This is a genomic window from Streptomyces sp. MNU89 (assembly GCF_020982505.1).
GTDB classification, from domain to species: Bacteria; Actinomycetota; Actinomycetes; order Streptomycetales; family Streptomycetaceae; genus Streptomyces; species Streptomyces xinghaiensis.
The window spans coordinates 404,876-421,515 of sequence record NZ_JAJKLL010000001.1 but is presented as its reverse complement, the minus strand read 5'-3'; the positions used below and the strand labels follow the sequence as shown (position 1 = coordinate 421,515).

The 16,640-nt window shown below is 77.2% G+C and carries 12 protein-coding genes and 4 pseudogenes; 5 read left to right on the top strand and 11 right to left on the bottom strand.

Annotated features, from left to right (window positions below; genetic code table 11):
* Window positions 1-21: 21 nt before the first annotated feature.
* From E4N63_RS01915 to E4N63_RS01875, 10 genes and pseudogenes are all read right to left on the bottom strand, one after another.
* Window positions 22-1,341: a Ni/Fe hydrogenase subunit alpha gene (locus E4N63_RS01915; protein WP_125622327.1), complete on the bottom strand. Its 1,320-nt coding sequence runs from the start codon at window positions 1,339-1,341 to the stop codon at window positions 22-24.
* Entirely contained in the window at window positions 1,338-2,246 is a 909-nt protein-coding gene (locus E4N63_RS01910) for an oxidoreductase (protein ID WP_230239720.1), read from the bottom strand. Before E4N63_RS01910 ends, E4N63_RS01915 begins: the two co-directional genes overlap by 4 nt.
* Before the next feature lies 1 nt (window position 2,247).
* A complete protein-coding gene (locus E4N63_RS01905) occupies window positions 2,248-3,057 on the bottom strand; it encodes an FAD/NAD(P)-binding protein (protein ID WP_125622348.1) in 810 nt (269 codons plus the stop codon).
* An 80-nt stretch (window positions 3,058-3,137) separates the two neighbouring features.
* Window positions 3,138-4,409: a 4Fe-4S dicluster domain-containing protein gene (locus E4N63_RS01900; RefSeq protein WP_230239719.1), complete on the bottom strand. Its 1,272-nt coding sequence runs from the start codon at window positions 4,407-4,409 to the stop codon at window positions 3,138-3,140.
* A gap of 70 nt (window positions 4,410-4,479) precedes the next feature.
* A pseudogene (locus tag E4N63_RS31370) lies at window positions 4,480-4,863 on the bottom strand (universal stress protein); the annotation flags it as partial.
* A 40-nt stretch (window positions 4,864-4,903) separates the two neighbouring features.
* Window positions 4,904-5,155, bottom strand: a pseudogene (locus E4N63_RS31365) (universal stress protein); the annotation flags it as partial.
* A gap of 252 nt (window positions 5,156-5,407) precedes the next feature.
* Complete coding sequence (locus E4N63_RS01890; RefSeq protein ID WP_230239718.1) at window positions 5,408-5,719, bottom strand: HypC/HybG/HupF family hydrogenase formation chaperone; 312 nt, start codon at window positions 5,717-5,719, stop codon at window positions 5,408-5,410.
* A gap of 24 nt (window positions 5,720-5,743) precedes the next feature.
* Window positions 5,744-8,327: pseudogene (locus E4N63_RS01885) on the bottom strand (carbamoyltransferase HypF).
* Between the two features lie 6 nt (window positions 8,328-8,333).
* Complete coding sequence (locus E4N63_RS01880) at window positions 8,334-9,062, bottom strand: hydrogenase maturation protease (RefSeq protein WP_374112662.1); 729 nt, start codon at window positions 9,060-9,062, stop codon at window positions 8,334-8,336.
* Window positions 9,059-9,472: an STAS domain-containing protein gene (locus tag E4N63_RS01875; RefSeq protein ID WP_125625655.1), complete on the bottom strand. Its 414-nt coding sequence runs from the start codon at window positions 9,470-9,472 to the stop codon at window positions 9,059-9,061. The genes E4N63_RS01880 and E4N63_RS01875 overlap by 4 nt, the downstream gene beginning before the upstream one ends.
* A gap of 379 nt (window positions 9,473-9,851) precedes the next feature.
* On the opposite strand from E4N63_RS01875, the gene E4N63_RS01870 reads away from it, so the two are divergent.
* The gene (locus tag E4N63_RS01870; RefSeq protein WP_230239717.1) at window positions 9,852-10,601 is read left to right on the top strand and encodes a universal stress protein; all 750 of its coding nucleotides are present in this window, start codon (window positions 9,852-9,854) and stop codon (window positions 10,599-10,601) included.
* A gap of 75 nt (window positions 10,602-10,676) precedes the next feature.
* Here the strand turns inward: E4N63_RS01870 and dhaK are convergent, their stop codons facing one another.
* Window positions 10,677-11,669, bottom strand: coding sequence for a dihydroxyacetone kinase subunit DhaK (gene dhaK, locus E4N63_RS01865; RefSeq protein WP_125625653.1), 993 nt, complete (start codon window positions 11,667-11,669; stop codon window positions 10,677-10,679).
* 287 nt (window positions 11,670-11,956) lie between these two features.
* Here dhaK and E4N63_RS01860 point away from each other — a divergent pair, with 287 nt between their 5' ends.
* The 4 genes and pseudogenes from E4N63_RS01860 to E4N63_RS30380 all read left to right on the top strand — a co-directional run bounded on the left by E4N63_RS01860 (window position 11,957) and on the right by E4N63_RS30380 (window position 16,435).
* Window positions 11,957-12,682 (top strand): hypothetical protein, encoded by a 726-nt coding sequence (locus E4N63_RS01860; RefSeq protein WP_230239716.1) that lies wholly within the window; start codon window positions 11,957-11,959, stop codon window positions 12,680-12,682.
* Window position 12,683: 1 nt separating this feature from the next.
* Window positions 12,684-13,190 (top strand): phage holin family protein, encoded by a 507-nt coding sequence (locus tag E4N63_RS01855; protein WP_125625651.1) that lies wholly within the window; start codon window positions 12,684-12,686, stop codon window positions 13,188-13,190.
* On the top strand, window positions 13,157-13,843 hold the full coding sequence (locus E4N63_RS01850) for a DUF3618 domain-containing protein (RefSeq protein WP_125625650.1): 687 nt from the start codon (window positions 13,157-13,159) through the stop codon (window positions 13,841-13,843). The genes E4N63_RS01855 and E4N63_RS01850 overlap by 34 nt, the downstream gene beginning before the upstream one ends.
* Before the next feature lie 388 nt (window positions 13,844-14,231).
* Window positions 14,232-16,435, top strand: a pseudogene (locus tag E4N63_RS30380) (tetratricopeptide repeat protein).
* Window positions 16,436-16,640 lie beyond the last annotated feature (205 nt).

Sequence of the window (16,640 nt, the reverse complement as noted above, 5' to 3'; positions counted from 1 at the left end):
GGTCCGCGGTGCCCCGCCCCCTCACTCCCGGTCCACGGTCAGGTCGAGGAAGTGGGTGGCGCAGGAGATGCACGGATCGTGGTTGCGGATGGCCCGTTCGCACAGCGCCGTCAGCTCCTCGTCCGTCGGATCGCCGCCGTCCAGCGCGGCCTGGGCCACGCTGCGCAGATCGGCCTCGATGGCGCCCTGGTTCTGCGCGGTGGGCGGCACCAGCCGCGCCGCGGTGACGGTGCCGTCCGCGTCCAGGACGTAGGTGTGGTGGAGCAGCCCGCGCGGGGCCTCCGTCGCCCCGTGCCCGGTGCCGGCGCGCGGCGGCACCTCCACGTACGGGCGGCGCGGCGGCTCGTACGCCTCGATGACGCGCAGCGCCTCCTCCACCGCGTGGACGGTCTCCACGCCGCGCACCAGCACGCTCCGGAACGGGTTGCGGCAGATCTCCCCGAGCCCCGCCTCGTCCGCCGCCTCGCGCGCCGCGCCCGTCAGCCACCGGCCGCTGATCGCGTACCGGGCGAGGGGCCCGGTGAGATGGCGGCGGCCGTCGAGCCGGGAGTACAGGGCGGTGGAGTGCGGCAGCTGCTCCTCCGTGACGTGCTCGCCGAACTCGGCGACGGGGAAGGAGCGGAGCGGGCCGCCGCCGGCGGGCAGCACGGTGGGCGTGCCGCTGTCGATGGCGTACCCGCCGGGTTCGGCCAGGGCGAGCAGATCGGCGTCGATCGCCGCGTCGGGGAAGTCGAAGCCGGACGCCCAGCGCACCGTCTCCCGGGCGTCGTCGAGGGACCGCCGCAGCCGCTCGGCGAGCGGCTCCAGTTCGGAGCGGGCGGGCACGCGGTGGAACCCGCCGAGGCGCACGTTGACCGGGTGGACGGCGCGGCCGCCGAGAAGTTCCAGGATCGCGTTGCCGGCCTGCTTCAGCCGCAGGCCCCGCTCGACCTCCGGGCGGTGGGTGCGGGCGAGTTCGATCGCGCCGTCACAGCCGAGGAAGTCGGGGGCGTGGAGCAGGTGGATGTGGAGGGCCTGGCTCTCGATCCACTCGCCGCAGTACAGCAGCCGGCGCAGCGCGGCGAGCTGCCCGCCGACCGTGACACCGCAGGCGTCCTCGATGGCCCGGCAGGCGCTCATCTGGTAGGCGACGGGGCAGATGCCGCAGATCCGGGCGGTGATGTCCGGTGGTTCGGTGTGGGCGCGGCCGCGCAGGAACGCCTCGAAGAAGCGCGGCGGTTCGTAGATGCGCAGCCGGGCCTCGGCCACCCGCCCGTCGTGGACGCGCAGCCGCAGCTCGCCCTCGCCCTCGACGCGGGCGAGGGCGCCGACGTGCAGCACGCGGGAGCCGCGGTGGGTCATGACGCCGCCTCTTTCCTCTGCTTCTGCTTCCGGTCCCGCTTCCGCTCCCGTGCGTCCCCGGATGCCCGCTTCTCCCGCGCTCCGCCGGTGGCGGTGCCGCCCGCCCTCAGGCTCTCGAAGGCGGCGGCGGTGAAGGTGCGCAGGAAGCGTTCGACGGCGCGGTCGTCCATGCCGTCCCGGCGGAGCAGCGGGATCAGCTTGTCCGGGGCGGCGTCGGCGGACGGGCCGAAGCAGCCGTAGCAGCCGCGCCCGTACGCCGGGCACAGGGCTCCGCAGCCGGCGTGGGTGACCGGGCCCAGGCAGGGGGTGCCGTGGGCCACGGTCACGCAGACCGTGCCGCGCCGCTTGCACGCGAAGCAGACGCTGTGGCCGGGGATGCCGGGCTTGCGCCCGGCGAGGAAGGCCGTGACGACCTCCAGCAGCTGGCCCCGGTCCACCGGGCAGCCGCGCAGTTCGAAGTCGACCTTCACATGGTCCGATACGGGGGTGGAGCCGGCCAGCGCGTCGATCTGCTCCGGGCGGGCGTAGACGGCCGCGCGGAACTCCGCCACATCGGCGAAGTTGCGCAGCGCCTGGATGCCGCCGGCCGTCGCGCAGGCACCGATGGCCACCAGGTGGCGGGAGGCGGCACGGATCTCGCGCACCCGTTCGGCGTCGGCGGCCGTGGTGACGGAGCCCTCGACCAGTGCGAGATCGTACGGGCCGGGCAGCACCGCCCGGGTCGCCTCCGGGAAGTAGCCGATGCGCACCTGCCCGGCCAGCGCCAGCAGTTCGTCCTCGCAATTCAGCAGGGTGAGCTGGCAGCCGTCGCAGGAGGCGAGCTTGTACACGGCGAGGGTGGGGAGTCCGTCCGCCCGCGCGGCGGTCCCGGCAGCGCCGGCCGTGGTGGTGCCGTCCGTGGTCATGTCACAGCTCCCTGGTGGCGAGGAGGGGTGCGGCACGGTCGTAGCCGAGGACCGCTCCGTCCCGGCAGAGCAGCAGCGGCCCGAGCTGGCAGTGCCCGCAGTGCCCGGTGCCGCAGCGCATGGTGCGCTCCAGCGAGACCAGCACGCGCTCCGGCCGCAGCCCGCGGTGCACCAGCTCCCGGGCGGTGGCCCGGATCATCACCTCGGGGCCGCAGACATACGCCGTGGTGCCGGGCGGGTCGAAGCGCGCGTGCCCCAGCAGGCCGGTGACGAGGCCGACTTCGCCGGCCCAGATGGCGTCCGGCCGGTCGACGGTGAGCGCCGTGCCGCCCGGGCCGGCGGCCGCCCACACGGCGGTCTCGTCGCGGTAGACCAGATCGCCGGGGGTGCGGGCACCGATGAGGACGTGGACGCGCCGGAACCGGTGCGGGGCGCGGAACACCTCGTAGACCAGCGGCCGCAGCGGCGCCAGACCGATGCCGCCGGCGACGACGAGCACGTCACCGCCCGCGGCCCGGGAGGTGTCCCACACGGTGCCGAAGGGGCCGCGCACCCCCACGGTGTCGCCGGGGCCCAGCTCGTAGAGGGCGGTGGAGACGGCGCCGACGGCCCGGACCGTGTGCATCAGCCGGTGGCGGTGCGGCAGGATGCCGCTGACCGAGACGGGGATGTCGCCGACGCCGAACGCGTACAGCATGGCGAACTGGCCGGGACGGAACGGCGGCAGGGCCTGGTCCAGCGGTTCGAGGACGAAGCTCGCGGTGTCGGCGGTCTCCGCGCGGCGGCGCACCACCCGGTAGGGGAGCGGCACGGCGGACGGGCCGGGGTCCCTGTCGGGGCCGGTGGCGGTTCCGGGACCCGTCCCGGGGGAGAAGCCGGTGGCCGAGGTCTTCACGGGAGTCCTCCGTCCGTGCGGTGCGCGGCGGCCGTGGGGACTCCACTGCCGGTCCGGCCGTCGCCGCCGGGCCCGTCCCGGCCGCTCTCCGCTTCGCGGGCCCGCGCGTGGAACTCCGCGGCCTCCTCGGTGATGTCGATCCCGGCCGGGCACCAGACGACGCAGCGGCCGCAGCCCACACAGCCGGAACTGCCGAACTGGTCGTACCAGGTGGCGAGTTTGTGGGTCATCCACTGGCGGTGGCGGCTGCGCACCGAGGACCGCACCGGGCCGCCGTGCATGAAGGAGAAGTCCAGGTCGAAGCAGGAGTCCCAGCGGCGCCACCGCTCGGCGTGGTCGCCGGTGAGGTCGGTGACGTCCTCCGTGGTGGTGCAGAAGCAGGTCGGGCAGACCAGGGTGCAGTTGCCGCAGCTCAGACAGCGCTCGGCGATGTCGTCCCAGTGCGCGGAGTCCAGGCTGTCGCCCATCAGCCGCCGCAGGTCGACCGGCGGCATGGCACGGCCCATCCGGCGGGACGCCTCGGTCACCCGGTCCCGGGCGGCCGCCGCCGTGGGCCGGCCGGCGGGCCGGTGCGCCACCTCCTCCAGGACGGCCGCCCCCTCCTCGCTGCCGACGCGGACGAGGAAGCGGTGCTCCGCGTCCCCGTGGCCGTCGGTGTCCCCGCCGCCGTCCGCGGTGAGCTCCGTCAGCGCCAGGTCGTAGCCGTTCTCGGCCGCCGGGCCGGAGCCCATGGAGACGCAGAAGCAGGTTTCGCCCGGCTCGGTGCACTCGACGGCCACGATGAACGCCCGCTCGCGCCGGGCACGGTAGACCCCGTCCGGGTGGCGGCCACCGGCCAGCACCCGGTCCTGCACGGCGATGGCCCGCAGATCGCACGGCCGGACGCCGAGGAAGGCGAACGACGGCCGCGCGGCGCCCTCCCCCTCCCCGGCGGTGACGGTGAGGCCGCCGTCCGGCGCGCGGTCGGCGCTCCACTGCCGCACCCGTTCCGGATGCAGATACGTCTTCCAGGACTGCGGGCCGGCGCTGTGCGCGAAGGCCGCGCCGTCGGTGCGCCGGCGCAATCGGTAGCGTCCGGCCGCCAGTTCGACCCCCCAGCCGTAGGGCAGCCGGTCGCCCGAGTCGATCTCGGCGAGGACGACGGCCCCGTCGCGCACCGTCGGCCCGATCACGGTCCGGCCGCGCGCGGCCAGCGCCTTCACGAGCGCGTCGAGCCCGTCCCGGTCGAGGACGGCTGGGGCGCCGATGTCCGTTCCGGTCTCCGCCATGATTCCCCCTCGGGGGTGTGGTCGGGTCTTGCTCGGTCCGGGGCCGTGCGGCGGTCCGCCGCCCCGCGTCTCAGTGCCGGTGTGCCGCGAACGCCGCCCGCGGGGGCCGAGGGGCCCGTACCGGGGGACCGCAGCGCACCGCGCCGTATGCCTCGTACACCTCGGCGCGGTACGGCTCCGCGCCGTCCGCCCCCGGGCCGGTGCCCGGTGCGCCGTGGCCGCCGTGCGGCAGGGCCGGTTCGCCGGGGACGACGACCACCGGGCAGCGGGCGTGCCGCAGGCAGTCCCGCGCCACCGGGCCGCCGCCCGCGTCCGGGGGAACCGGCCCGGGGCCCGGCCCCGGCGGCGGGCGCCGCCCCAGGGCGAGCAGCAGGGCCTCGTCCGCGTACCGCAGGAGCACCGCCGCCGGCGGGCCCTCGGCGAGGACCGCGCGGACCCGGCTTCCGCGCCCGGCCCGAGCCCGGCGCGGAGGGCCCGCTCCAGGACTTCGCCCGCGCGGCCCGCGACTCCTCCGCCGACGGGCGGGAAGCGGCCGGCGCGTACGGCGCGCGGCGGACGGCGGCCGGCTCCCAGGCGTGGACGACGACGAGACCCGCGCCCAGCGATGGGGCCCGGGCGGCGGCCCACCGCAGCGCGGCGACCGAACCGGCCGACCCGTCGACGCCGACGACGACGCGCGGCGCCCGATGGCCCCCCGGCGGCCCGGGCGGCAGGGATGACACGGGGGTGCGGCCGGATGCGGTCATGGTGGCGGCTCCCGGAGGTCGGGGCGTGACGCGCCCAGTCTCGCCCCCCGCGCCCGACGGCCGTGAGGGCCGACGGGGCACGGTGACCGGGACGTTCGGCCCCTGCGGGCCACGGCCCGGCTCAGCGCGGACCGACCCCGCGGCCGGAGCCCCGGCTGCCCCGGGCACCCTCACCCGCGCGGCTGCCTTCACGTGCTTCCTCCCCACCGGCCGGTCGACGGCCATGACACCGGCTGACACGGCCGCGGTTCGTCACCGTGCCCGTTCCGGTGCCGCAGGCCGTGCCGACGGCAACGTCGGGGGCGGCTCCGGGAGGGGCTCGCCCAGTTCGCCCGCCACCGCGTCCGTCATGGCGCGGAGGACGTCGAGGGTGCGGCGGGCCTCGTCCTCGTCGACGACGGTGATGGCGAAGCCGACGTGCACGATGACGTACATGCCGGGCACCGCCTCCGGGGTGTACTCCAGGCAGGCCTCGCGCCGTACACCGCCGAAGTCGACGGTGGCCATGCGCAGGCCCGCGTCCTCGCGGACGTCCATCACCCGGCCGGGGATGCCCAGGCACATGGGGATCACGCTCCTCTCAGGCGTTCACGCTCGCAGCAGGGCCGCGGCGACGGCCGCCTGGCCGTAGCTGATGCCGCCGTCGCCGACCGGGACGGCGCTGCCGGTCAGCACCCGCAGCCCCCGGTCGCGGAGCAGCGCGGAGACCTCGGTGAGCAGACGGTGGTTCTGGAAGCAGCCGCCGGCCAGGCAGACCGTGCGCGGCGCGCCCTCCGCCACGGCCCGTTCGACCAGGGCGGCGGTGGCCGCGGCGACCGCGGTGTGGAACGCGGCGGCCAGGTCCGGCACCGGGACCCCCGCGGCCTGCCGCTCCAGCAGTCCGGTGAGGACGGGTACGGGGTCGGAGACCCACAGCCCGCCCGTCCGGACGACGCGCCAGGAAGGCGGCTCGGCACGGACCGTACCGGCCGCCGCCTCCAGGGCCACGGCGGCCTGGCCCTCGTAGGAGACCGTGTCGCCGAGACCGAGCAGTGCCGCCGCCGCGTCGAACAGCCGCCCGACGCTGGACGCGCGGGGGGAGTTGAGGCCGCGGGCGATCATCGCCCGGACGACGGCCAGGTGGCGCGGGTCGACCCGGCCGGTGAACGGGCGGGCGAGTGCGGGGCGGCAGGGGCGCGCCCAGGGGTTCGGCGCCGTGGAGGTAGCCGAGGGCCATCCGGGCCGGGTTCCGTACCGCCGCCTCGCCGCCCGGCAGCGGGGCCGTGCCCCAGCGGCCGACGCGGCGGCAGCCGGTCAGGTCGGCGACCAGGATCTCGCCGCCCCACAGCGTGCCGTCGTCGCCGAGCCCGAGGCCGTCGTAGGCGACGCCGGTGACCGGCTCCGTCAGGCCGTGCTCGGCGGCGACGGCGGCGATGTGCGCGTGGTGGTGCTGGACCGCGACGAGGGCGTCCGGCAGCAGGGCCCGCGCCCACTGGGTGGAGAGATAGCCGGGATGCAGGTCGTGCGCGACCGCGCGCGGGGCGATGCCGGTGAGCCGCGTCAGATCGGCGTACGAGGCCGCGAACGCCTCCTGGGCGCGGGCGTCCCGGAGGTCGCCGGTGTGCGGCCCGAGGACCGCGCGGTGACCGGAGGCCAGGGCGAAGGTGTGCTTGAGCTGAGCCCCGGCCGCGGCCAGCGGGACGCCGGCGGGCACGGGCAGCGGCAGCGGCGCCGGGGCACAGCCGCGCGCCCGGCGGACGGTCAGCGGCCGGCCGCGGGCGACGAGCACGACCGAGTCGTCGTAGCGGGCGCGGATCGGCCGGTCGTGGAAGAGGAAGCCGTCGGCGACGGAGGACAGCAGCCGGACGGCCTCGGCGTCGTCGGTGGCGATGGGCTCGCCGGCGAGGTTGCCGCTGGTGACGACCAGCGGCCGGGCCAGGTCGTGCAGCAGCAGATGGTGCAGCCCCGACGTGGGCAGGAACAGCCCGATCCGGTGCGTGCCGGGGTGGACACCGGGCGCCATCGGGCCCGGCGGGGCGCCCGGCGGCTCTCCACGGCGGCGCCCGGACCCGGCCGGACGGGGCCGTGCCGCCCGGCGCGGAGGGAGGGGCGGGGTGCCGGCGGCGAGCGGCGGCGCGGTGTGGGCGCGGCACAGGACCACCGGCGCGGCCGGGGAGGTGAGCACGGCCTGCTCGGCGGGGCCGACCCGGGCCAGCCGCCGTGCCGCGGCCAGGTCGCGCACCATCACGGCGAGCGGCTTGGCGGGGCGGTGCTTGCGCCGCCGCAGCTCGGCCACGGCCGCCGCGTTCCGCGCGTCGCACACCAGTTGGTAGCCGCCCAGCGCCTTGACGGCCACGATGCCGCCGCCCGCGACGACGGCGACCGCCCGCCGCAGCGCCTCCTCGCCGCTCGCGGACACCGGCCCGTCGGCCGCCCGCCACGCAAGCCGGGGCCCGCACTCGGGGCAGGCCAGCGGCTCGGCGTGGAAGCGCCGGTCGGCGGGGTCGGCGTACTCGGCCGCGCACCGTGCGCAGAGCGGGAAGCCGCGCATCGTGGTGCGTTCGCGGTCGTACGGCAGGTCCTCGATGACGGTGGCGCGCGGGCCGCAGTCGGTGCAGTTGATGAAGGGATAGCGGTGGCGGCGGTCGGCGGGGTCGAACAGCTCGCGCAGGCAGGCGGCGCAGGTCGCCGCGTCGGGCGGGATCTCCCGGACGGCCGCCTCATCGGCGCCGGCGCCGGTGCCGTCATCCACAGCGTCGTCGTCGCCGTCCGCCGCCCTGTCAACGAAATCCGGGGACACGGCTGTTGAGCCGGGCGCCGGGCGGGCCGTCCGGTCCCGGCCGCGGTCGCGGGCCCGGCCGCCGTCCGCGCCGTCCGTGTGCGGAGTGCTGTCGCGGACGGCGAAACCCGAGCCCGGGTCGGGGGCAGGTCCGGTCAGCCCGGTGACGCGGACCCGGCCGACCCGGGCGAGCGGCGGGGCGTCACCGCGCAGCTTTTCGATGAACGCGTCCAGCGTCTCCGGGGGCCCGGCGGCGGTCACGACCACCTGCCCGTCGGCGTTGCGCACCCAGCCGTCCAGGCCCAGACGGGTGGCGGTGCGGTGGACGAACGGGCGGAAACCGACGCCCTGCACGGTGCCGGACACCTCGACGCGCCGCGCGGCCCGCGCGGTCCCGTCCGCCGTCCCGGACACGGTGGTTCACCCCGCCGTCGTCCCCGGCGCCCCGGCGTCCGCTCCCGCCGCAGCCGGGCCGGGCACGGCACCGGCCGCAGGGGTGTCCCCGGCCACGGCGGTGGCCCGGGCCGCGGAGGCGCTTCCGTCCGGTCCGGGGCCCGGCGGCCGGTCCGGGCCGGGGCCGTCCGCGGACCCCGGGCGTTCCGCGGGCCGCGCCGGCCCGGCGGGGATCCCGCGCGGGCCGTCCCCGGCGCATCCGGTCCCGGCGCCGCTCCCGATGTCGGCCTCGATCCGTGCGGTGAGCGGCTCCACGGCCGCGGCGACCGGAGCGGACAGCCCGGTGCCCAGGGTGCTGTCCGCGCCCTCCACCGCGTACACGACGAGACGGGTGGGAAGCGTGCCCAGCGCGCGGGAGAGTTCCACCGCCTCGCCGAGCCCGAGCCCGTGGGAGCTGGCCGCCCCGTCCCGCCACAGCCGGCGCCGGTCCAGCTCCAGCCGGTGGACCCGGCCCGGAGACGGAGGGTGCGCGTGGGCGGCGTCCACCACCACGGCCAGCTCCGCGCCCTCCCACAGGCCGATCAGCCGCCCGGGATCGCCGTCGCACTCCCGCAGTTCGGTGCCGGGCGGTAACGGACTCCCCTCCGCGCGCTCCCGGAGCCGTCCGACGACCCGCCAGGCCACCCCGTCGTCGCTCCGGAAGTCGTTTCCGACGCCGATGACGACGGTCCGGCCGGAGCCGCGCCGGCCGGTCATGGCGCCGCGGCCTCCGCCCGTGCCGGGACGGCCGGCGGGAGCCCGGCGGGCGCCGGGGAGCCGAGGGCCTCGGCGAGGCCGGCGCTGACGTCGAAGACCCGGGCGAGCCGCGTCAGGCGCATCACCCGCAGGATGTGCCCGTCGCTCGCCACCAGGCGCAGCCGGCCACCGCGGGACAGGACACGGTTGCGGGCCCGGCAGAGCATGGCCAGGCCCCGGCAGTCGAGGAATGTCACCGCCCGCAGGTCGACCACCAGGTCGGGGGCGGCGGAGGCGGTGAGCGCGTCGAGGCGCACGGAGAGGGCCGGCGCGGTCAGGATGTCGATCTCCCCGCGCAGTTCGGCGACGACGACGCCGTCGATCCCCCGTACGCGCAGGCCGTCCGCCGTGCGACTCCCGGCCTCCACCATGGTCGTCCACCTGTCTCTCGGCCCGGTTGTACCCCGCGTACAGCCGGCGCGTCTTCAGCTAAGAACAGCGGCCCCGCCCGGGGAAGGGCCCTATGGCCCCGGTCGTCCCGGGACGCCCGGCCCTGCGGACCGGCGTGAACCCGGGGCCGTGCGCCCCCGGCTGGGGCCGGTCAGCCTCTCCCGGACGGCGCGTGCGCGGTGCGAGAGTACGGGTGCCGGGAGCGCTCCCGCGCCCGTAACCGCGGGTTCGGGGCCGAGGTCACACCGGCCGCACCCGGCACCGGCCGGCCGGTACGCGCGGCGCCCCGGCGGGCACACCGCCCGGGTCACCCGCCGGGCACCCCCGGCCATACCGGCCCCGCAACGGAGAGGAGCGGACATGACCCCGCGGCGCGTGGTGGTGGGGGTGGACGACTCGGTCGCCTCCGTGCGGGCCCTGGACATGGCGGCCCGGGAGGCCGAGCACTGCGGAGCCCTCCTGGAGATCGTTCACGCCGTCCCCGCACTGGACCGGGCCGGGCCCATTCTGGAGTCGGCCGTCAGCCGGGTGATGGAGCGTCACCCCGAACTGCCCGTGACCGGCACCCCGGTCGTCGGCGATCCCGCGCGGGCCCTGGTGCGCCGCGGCCGCAACGCCGTCCTCACCGTCGTCGGCCACCGCGGCCTCGGCGGCGCGGCCGGACTGCTGCTCGGCTCCGTCAGTCTGCGCGTGGCGGCCGGCACCCGCGGGCCGCTGCTCGTCGTCCGCGGCAGCCGGCTCCCCGGCGAACGGCGTCCCGAGCGCCGCGGAGTGCTCCTCGGCGCGGACGAGGCCACCGACGCCGAGGCCGCCGTCTACGCCTTCCGCGAGGCCGAGCGGCGCGGCACCGCCCTGCGGATACGGCAGACCGGCCCGCCCGCGCCGGCCCGCTCCCGCGCCGGGCGCCGCCGGGCCCACGACCGCAGGCGCGGACTGCTGTGGGACACCGGGCGGGCCGATGTGGTCGTCGTCCCCGCCCACCGCAGGCCCGGCCCCTTCGGGCCGCGGCTGAGCCCGGTCGCCCAGGCCCTGCTGCGCCGCTCGCACTGCCCGGTCATCCTGGTCCCGGTGACGGCCCCGGCCCACCGGAGCATCGGTACGGCGGCCTGAACCGGCCGCCGCGCGAGCCGGGTTGAGCAGGGGGCGGCGCCGCCCGGGAGCGGCGCCGCCCGTCCGTCCGGCGGCTCAGCGTCCCCAGCGCAGCCCGGGGGTCGCCACCGGGGCGTCCCACAGCCGCAGCAGTTCCTCGTCCGCCCGGCAGAGCGTCACCGAACAGCCCGCCATGTCCAGCGAGGTGACGTAGTTGCCGACCAGCGTGCGGGCCACGTCCACCCGGCGCTCCCGCAGCACCCGGTGCACCTCGGCGTGGAAGCCGTAGAGCTCCAGCAGCGGGGTGGCGCCCATGCCGTTGACGAGCAGCAGCACCGGCTCGCGGGGGTCCAGGTCCTCCAGGACGGCGTCCACGGCGAAGTCGGCGATCTCCCCGGACGTCATCATGGCGCGCCGCTCCCGGCCCGGCTCGCCGTGGATGCCGATGCCCAGCTCCAGCTCGCCGGGCGGCAGGTCGAAGGTGGGGCCGCCCTTGGCCGGGGTGGTGCAGGCGCTGAGCGCCACCCCGAAGCTGCGGGAGGCGTCGTTGACCCGCCGGGCCAGGGCCTCCACCCGCTCCAGCGGCGCACCCTCCTCGGCGGCGGCCCCGGCGATCTTCTCGACGAAGAGGGTGGCCCCGGTGCCGCGCCGCCCGGCGGTGTAGAGGCTGTCGGTCACGGCCACGTCGTCGTTGACCAGGACACTGGCCACCTGGATGCCCTCGTCCTCGGCGAGCTCCGCCGCCATCTCGAAGTTGAGGACGTCCCCGGTGTAGTTCTTCACGACGAACAGCACTCCCGCGCCGCTGTCCACGGCCGCCGCGGCCCGCACCATCTGGTCCGGAACGGGGGAGGTGAACACCTCGCCCGGGCAGGCCGCGTCCAGCATTCCGTGGCCCACGAAGCCGCCGTGCAGCGGTTCGTGCCCCGAGCCGCCGCCCGAGACCAGGCCGACCTTCCCGGGGACGGGCGCCTCCCGCCGGACGATCACGCGGTTCTCCACGTCGACGGTCAGCTCGGGATGCGCGGCGGCCATCCCGCGCAGCGCGTCCGCGACCACGGTCTCCGGAACATTGATCAGCATCTTCATCACACGTCTCCCAGGCGGCTCGACACCGGTCGTCCCCACCAGTGTGCTGAACCGGGGCGTCACCGCACCGGAAGTCGGCGATCCCGGTGGTTCGCGAGACCTCCGGCACCCGGCCGGCGGGCGGGGCCGCTGCGTGGCGTGGGCGTTCCTCACCTGCGGTGATGACCGTCCGGCCGAACCCGCCTTGCGGATTTGCCTGTTTTGTCCGTATCGGGCTGGTTACCCGTCGGACCGAGAGCTGACGGGGGTCGAACGCCCTGTAGGGCGACAGGCGAAGGGAGGCACCCATGAGCGACTCGGCACGTGCCAGTCATGCGAGTGCCGGACCCGGTCGGCAGACCGGGGAGACAGCCGGACACGAGGCCGCAGCCACGGCCGGAGAGGCCCGACAGGCCGCCGGAGAGGTGCGCGCCACCGCCGGACACGAGGCCAAGGCGGTCGCGGACACGGCACGCGAACAGGCCGGCTCTGCCTTCGGCGACCTGCGCGACCGCGCCAGGAGCGAGGCGGACAGCCAGGTCCGGCGCACCGCGGACACCGTCCGGCAGTGGGCGGACGACCTGGCGGGCATGGCCGGCAATGCCCGGGAGGGCTCACCGGCCCGCACCATGGCCGAGAAGGCGTCGGACGGCGGACGCCGCGCCGCCGACTTCCTGGAGAAGCGCGGCGCCGGCGGGATCACCGAGGAGATCCAGTCGTTCGCGCGGCGCAAGCCGGGCGTCTTCCTCGGCGCGGCGGCCGCCGCGGGACTCGCCGCGGGCCGGATCGCCAAGGACCTCAAGTCCGCGTCCTCCGGGACGGAGAGCGGGGGCGAGGCGACCGAGGCGGACCGGACCGGCCCGATGCGCGACCGGGCCGCCGGAGCCGGCGGCCGTACCGGACCGTCCGGGGAGAGCCCGGCGCCGTCCCGCGGCACCCGCCCCGAGACGCGGGACCCGGGCGTCCCCGGGCGGACGACCGCACGCGAAGCCGACGGGCCGGGCCTGCCGGGCCGGCCGCCGGAGGTGGGCTGAGATGACCCTGACCACAGCACGGGGAACCGGAGCGGCCCCGGCCGCGGAACGCGACCGCGAGGACGTCCTCCGCGACCCGGAGACCGGAACCGCCGAACGCGCCGCACGGCGGCCCGGGGAGGACGAGCCCTCGATGGGCGAACTCGTCTCCCGGGTGACCGACGACTTCCGCAGACTGCTGAGCCAGGAGATCCAGCTGGCCAAGGCGGAACTCAAGGCCGAGGGCGCCAAGGCGGGCCAGGCGGCCGGGATGTTCGGCGGCGCGGTGTTCGCGGGCTACATGGTTGCCCTGTTCCTCTCGCTGACCGCCGTGTTCGCGCTGTCCAACGTCATGGACCCGGCCTGGGCCGCGCTGATCGTCACCGCCCTGTGGGCGGTCGCCGGCGGCGTGCTGGCCCTGGTCGGCCGGGCCCGGACGCGGGAGTTCTCCCCGGCGCCGGAACAGACCATCGAGACCCTGAAGGAGGACGCGGAATGGGCACGTCACCCGACTCACCCGACCGGATAAGGGCGGGCATCGAATCCACCCGCAAGGAACTGGCCCACGACGTCGACGAGCTGGCCGACCGCGCCAGCCCCCGCCGGGCGGTCGAGCGGCGGCGCGAGCGGATGCGGCAGGCCGTGTCCGGCGCCCGGGAACGCGTGATGGGCAGCAGCTCGCACGGCAGGGAACAGGCGCGGGAACGGACCCGGCACACCGCCCACTCCGTCCAGGAGACCTCCGCCGACGCCGCCGAATCCGTCCGGAGGACCGCCGAAGAGGCCGGACACCGGGCCCGCGGGGCGCCGCACGAGGCCGCCCGCCGCACCGAGGGCAACCCGGTGGCGGCCGGAGTGATCGCCTTCGGCGCCGGGATGCTGGGCGCGTCGCTGCTCCCCGACTCCGAGACCGAGCAGCGGACCGTCTCCCGGTTCGCCGAACGGACCGGCGGCGCCGCAGGCCCCGTGAAGGCGGCGGCCGAAGAGTACGCCGGACGCCTCAAGGCGGGCGCGGGGGAGACCGCGCGGCACGCCGCGGAGGAAGTGGCGCGCTCGGCCATGGGCGCCGCCCGGCACACCGGGGAGGAGGCCCGCGGACAGGCAGGCCACGTCACCGGCCGGGCCCGGGAATCGGGCCGCAAGGTGGCCGGCGAGGCCAAGGACCGCGGCAGCGGTTCGTAGCCGCGGACGGGCGCCCGGGCCACCGTCCGGGCGCACCACGACACGGTGCGGGCGGGTCCGTACGGGCCCGCCCGCCGTCGTGCGCCCGTCCCTCGGAGACCGCGTGCGGAGCGCGGGGCGGTGCGTGTCCGTCCGGCGCCGTGCGCCCGCCGGGGCAGCGGGACGGCGGGCCGCCCGGCACCCCCGCGGCCGGGACGCCGCGGCGACGTACCGCCCCACGGTGTCACGGCGCCAAGTCACCTTGTCCTTCGGGGAGTTGCCGCCCGGCTACCGTGGACGGCCCCGGACTCCCGCCGCCGACCGGCACGGCGCCGTACACAGTCCACACACGGCTCGTCATACTGGAGTCCGCCGAGGAGGGCGCGAATCGACGGGGGCGGCGATCGCAGTGGAGAAGACCGGACTGGTCCGCGGCCGCTACAGACTGCTCGAACGGATCGGGCGCGGCGGCATGGGCGAGGTCTGGCGCGCCCTGGACGAGTCGCTGGGCCGCCAGGTCGCCGTCAAGTGCCTCAAGCCGCTCGGACCCGAACTCGACGAGCAGTCCGCCCGCGTGCTGCGCGAACGCTTCCGCCGCGAGGCCCGGGTGGCCGCCTCCCTCCAGCACCGCGGGATCACGGTCGTCCACGACTTCGGCGAGGACGACGGCGTGCTCCACCTCGTCATGGAACTCCTCGACGGCCGCCACCTCGGGCAGGTGCTGGAGGACAACGGCCACCACCCGCTGCCCCTCCCGGACCTGGTGGACGTCACCGAGCAGATCGCCGCCGCCCTCGCCTACACCCACCGGCAGGGCGTGGTGCACCGCGACCTCAAACCGGCCAACATCGTCCGGCTCGCCGACGGCACCCTGAAGATCTGCGACTTCGGCATCGCCCGCCTCGCCCGCGACATGGACCCCGGCTCCCGCCTGACCAGCGCCGGAATCGCCATGGGCACCCCGCACTACATGTCACCCGAGCAGATCTCCGGCGGCTCCGCCGACCACCGCAGCGACCTCTACTCGCTGGGCTGCGTGCTCTACGAACTGGCCACCGGCACCCCGCCGTTCGACCAGGAGGACGCCTGGTCCGTCCTCGTCGGCCACCGCGACACCCCGCCCCGCCCGCTCCGCGACCACCGGCCCGAGCTGCCCGAGCCCTTCGAGAGGCTGGTGCTCGACCTGCTCGCCAAGGACCCCGGCGACCGTCCCGGCGACGCCGCCGAGCTCGGCGACCGGCTCGCCGCCGCCCGCTACGCCCACCCGGCCGGCACCCCGTACCGCTCACCGAGCCGTACGAGCCGCGGCTGCCGGCCTGGACCCGTGGCATGACCACCGGCTCCAAGGCCGTCGGCGCCCGCGCCACGCCCCCCGACGTCTCCACCGGGCTCACCGGCCCCTGGACCGGCCGCACCGGACCCACGGCCACCGGCCCGCCGCCGCAGGCACCGGGGCGGCCCCCGCCGCCGTCCGGCGCGGCCGCCGCTCTCGCCCGCCGCCACGAGTCCGGGCTCACCCTCGCCCGCCACGGCCGCTGGGCGGAGGCCGCCACGACGCACCGCGCCGTGGCCGCCGAACGCGAGCAGATCCTCGGCCCCGACCACCCGGACACCCTCGCCAGCCGCTACGAGGCCGGCACCGCCCTGCTCGGCGCCGGACGCCCCGCGGAGGCCCTGACCGAGTTCGAGCGGGTAGCGGAGCTGCGGCAGCTCGCCCTCGGCCCGGACCATCCCGCGACCCTCCTCGTCCGGCAGGACCAGGCCCACGTCCTCGGGCGGCTCGGCCGGCACTTCGAGGCACACCAGCTCTACGCCGCCGTGCTCGCCGCCCGCGAACGCGCCGACGGCCCCGGCCACCCCGACACCCTGCGCTGCCGCCACAACCTCGCCGTCACCCTGGGCCGGCTGGGGCGGGCCGCGGACTCCTACCGGACGGCCTCCGAGGTCGCCGCCGCCCGCTCCCGCACCCTCGGCCCCGACCACCCCGACACCCTGATCACCCGCTACGAGGTGGCGCACGCCCTCGGACAGCTCGGCCGCTGGGCGGACGCGCTCCGCGTCTACCGGGAGATCGCCGCAGCCCGGCGGCGCGTCCTGGGCCCGCTCCACCCGGACACCCTCGCGGCCCGCCACGAGGAGGGCGTCAGCCTCGGCCGGCTGGGCCGTGGCGCCGAGGCCCTGGAGCTATACCGCGACCTGGTGGAGCAACGGACCCGGGCCGGCGGCCCGGAGGACCCCGACACCCTCCGCGCCCGGCACGGGGTAGGCGTCAGCCTCGGCCGGCTGGGGCGGTGGCCGGAGGCGCTGAGCGAGGCCCGCGAGGTCTGCGCCGTCCGGGAGCGGGTGCTGGGCCCCGGGCACCCGGACACCCTCTCCGGCCGCCGGGAGATCGCCGTCTGCCTGGGCCGGCTGGGCCGCTGGGAGGACGCCCTCGACGTCTACCGGCGGGTCGCCCGCGACCGGGAGAACGTCCTCGGCCCCGGCCATCCGGACTCCCTGGCCAGCCGGGGCGACGAGGCCCACTGCCTGGAGCAGCTGGGACGGTCGGCGGAGGCCGTGGAGATCTACCGCCGCCTGGCCGGGCTCCGCGGCCGCGGGCCCGCCCCGGGCTGACGGCTGCCGGGGCGGAACGCTGTTCCGGGGCTTCCGAGGGCTCCCGGGCTTCCGGAGACCTCGCGTCCGGGGCCGGTGGCGGCCGTGAGCGGGTACGGGCCGGGAGGGCGGCCGCGGACGGAGACACCCCGCGTGCGGCGCGGGGAACGGCGCCGCGCTCGCCGGGGCGGTTTCACTCCGGGACGGAAGGTGTCCGGCGCGCGTC

Coding starts and splice junctions, on each gene's coding strand:
- E4N63_RS01915 (WP_125622327.1), bottom strand. CDS start 1,341: ATGACCCACCGCGGCTCCCGCGTGCTGCACGTCGGCGCCCTCGCCCGC.
- E4N63_RS01910 (WP_230239720.1), bottom strand. CDS start 2,246: ATGACCACGGACGGCACCACCACGGCCGGCGCTGCCGGGACCGCCGCG.
- E4N63_RS01900 (WP_230239719.1), bottom strand. CDS start 4,409: ATGGCGGAGACCGGAACGGACATCGGCGCCCCAGCCGTCCTCGACCGG.
- E4N63_RS01890 (WP_230239718.1), bottom strand. CDS start 5,719: ATGTGCCTGGGCATCCCCGGCCGGGTGATGGACGTCCGCGAGGACGCG.
- E4N63_RS01880 (WP_374112662.1), bottom strand. CDS start 9,062: ATGACCGGCCGGCGCGGCTCCGGCCGGACCGTCGTCATCGGCGTCGGA.
- E4N63_RS01875 (WP_125625655.1), bottom strand. CDS start 9,472: ATGGTGGAGGCCGGGAGTCGCACGGCGGACGGCCTGCGCGTACGGGGG.
- E4N63_RS01870 (WP_230239717.1), top strand. CDS start 9,852: ATGACCCCGCGGCGCGTGGTGGTGGGGGTGGACGACTCGGTCGCCTCC.
- dhaK (WP_125625653.1), bottom strand. CDS start 11,669: ATGAAGATGCTGATCAATGTTCCGGAGACCGTGGTCGCGGACGCGCTG.
- E4N63_RS01860 (WP_230239716.1), top strand. CDS start 11,957: ATGAGCGACTCGGCACGTGCCAGTCATGCGAGTGCCGGACCCGGTCGG.
- E4N63_RS01855 (WP_125625651.1), top strand. CDS start 12,684: ATGACCCTGACCACAGCACGGGGAACCGGAGCGGCCCCGGCCGCGGAA.
- E4N63_RS01850 (WP_125625650.1), top strand. CDS start 13,157: ATGGGCACGTCACCCGACTCACCCGACCGGATAAGGGCGGGCATCGAA.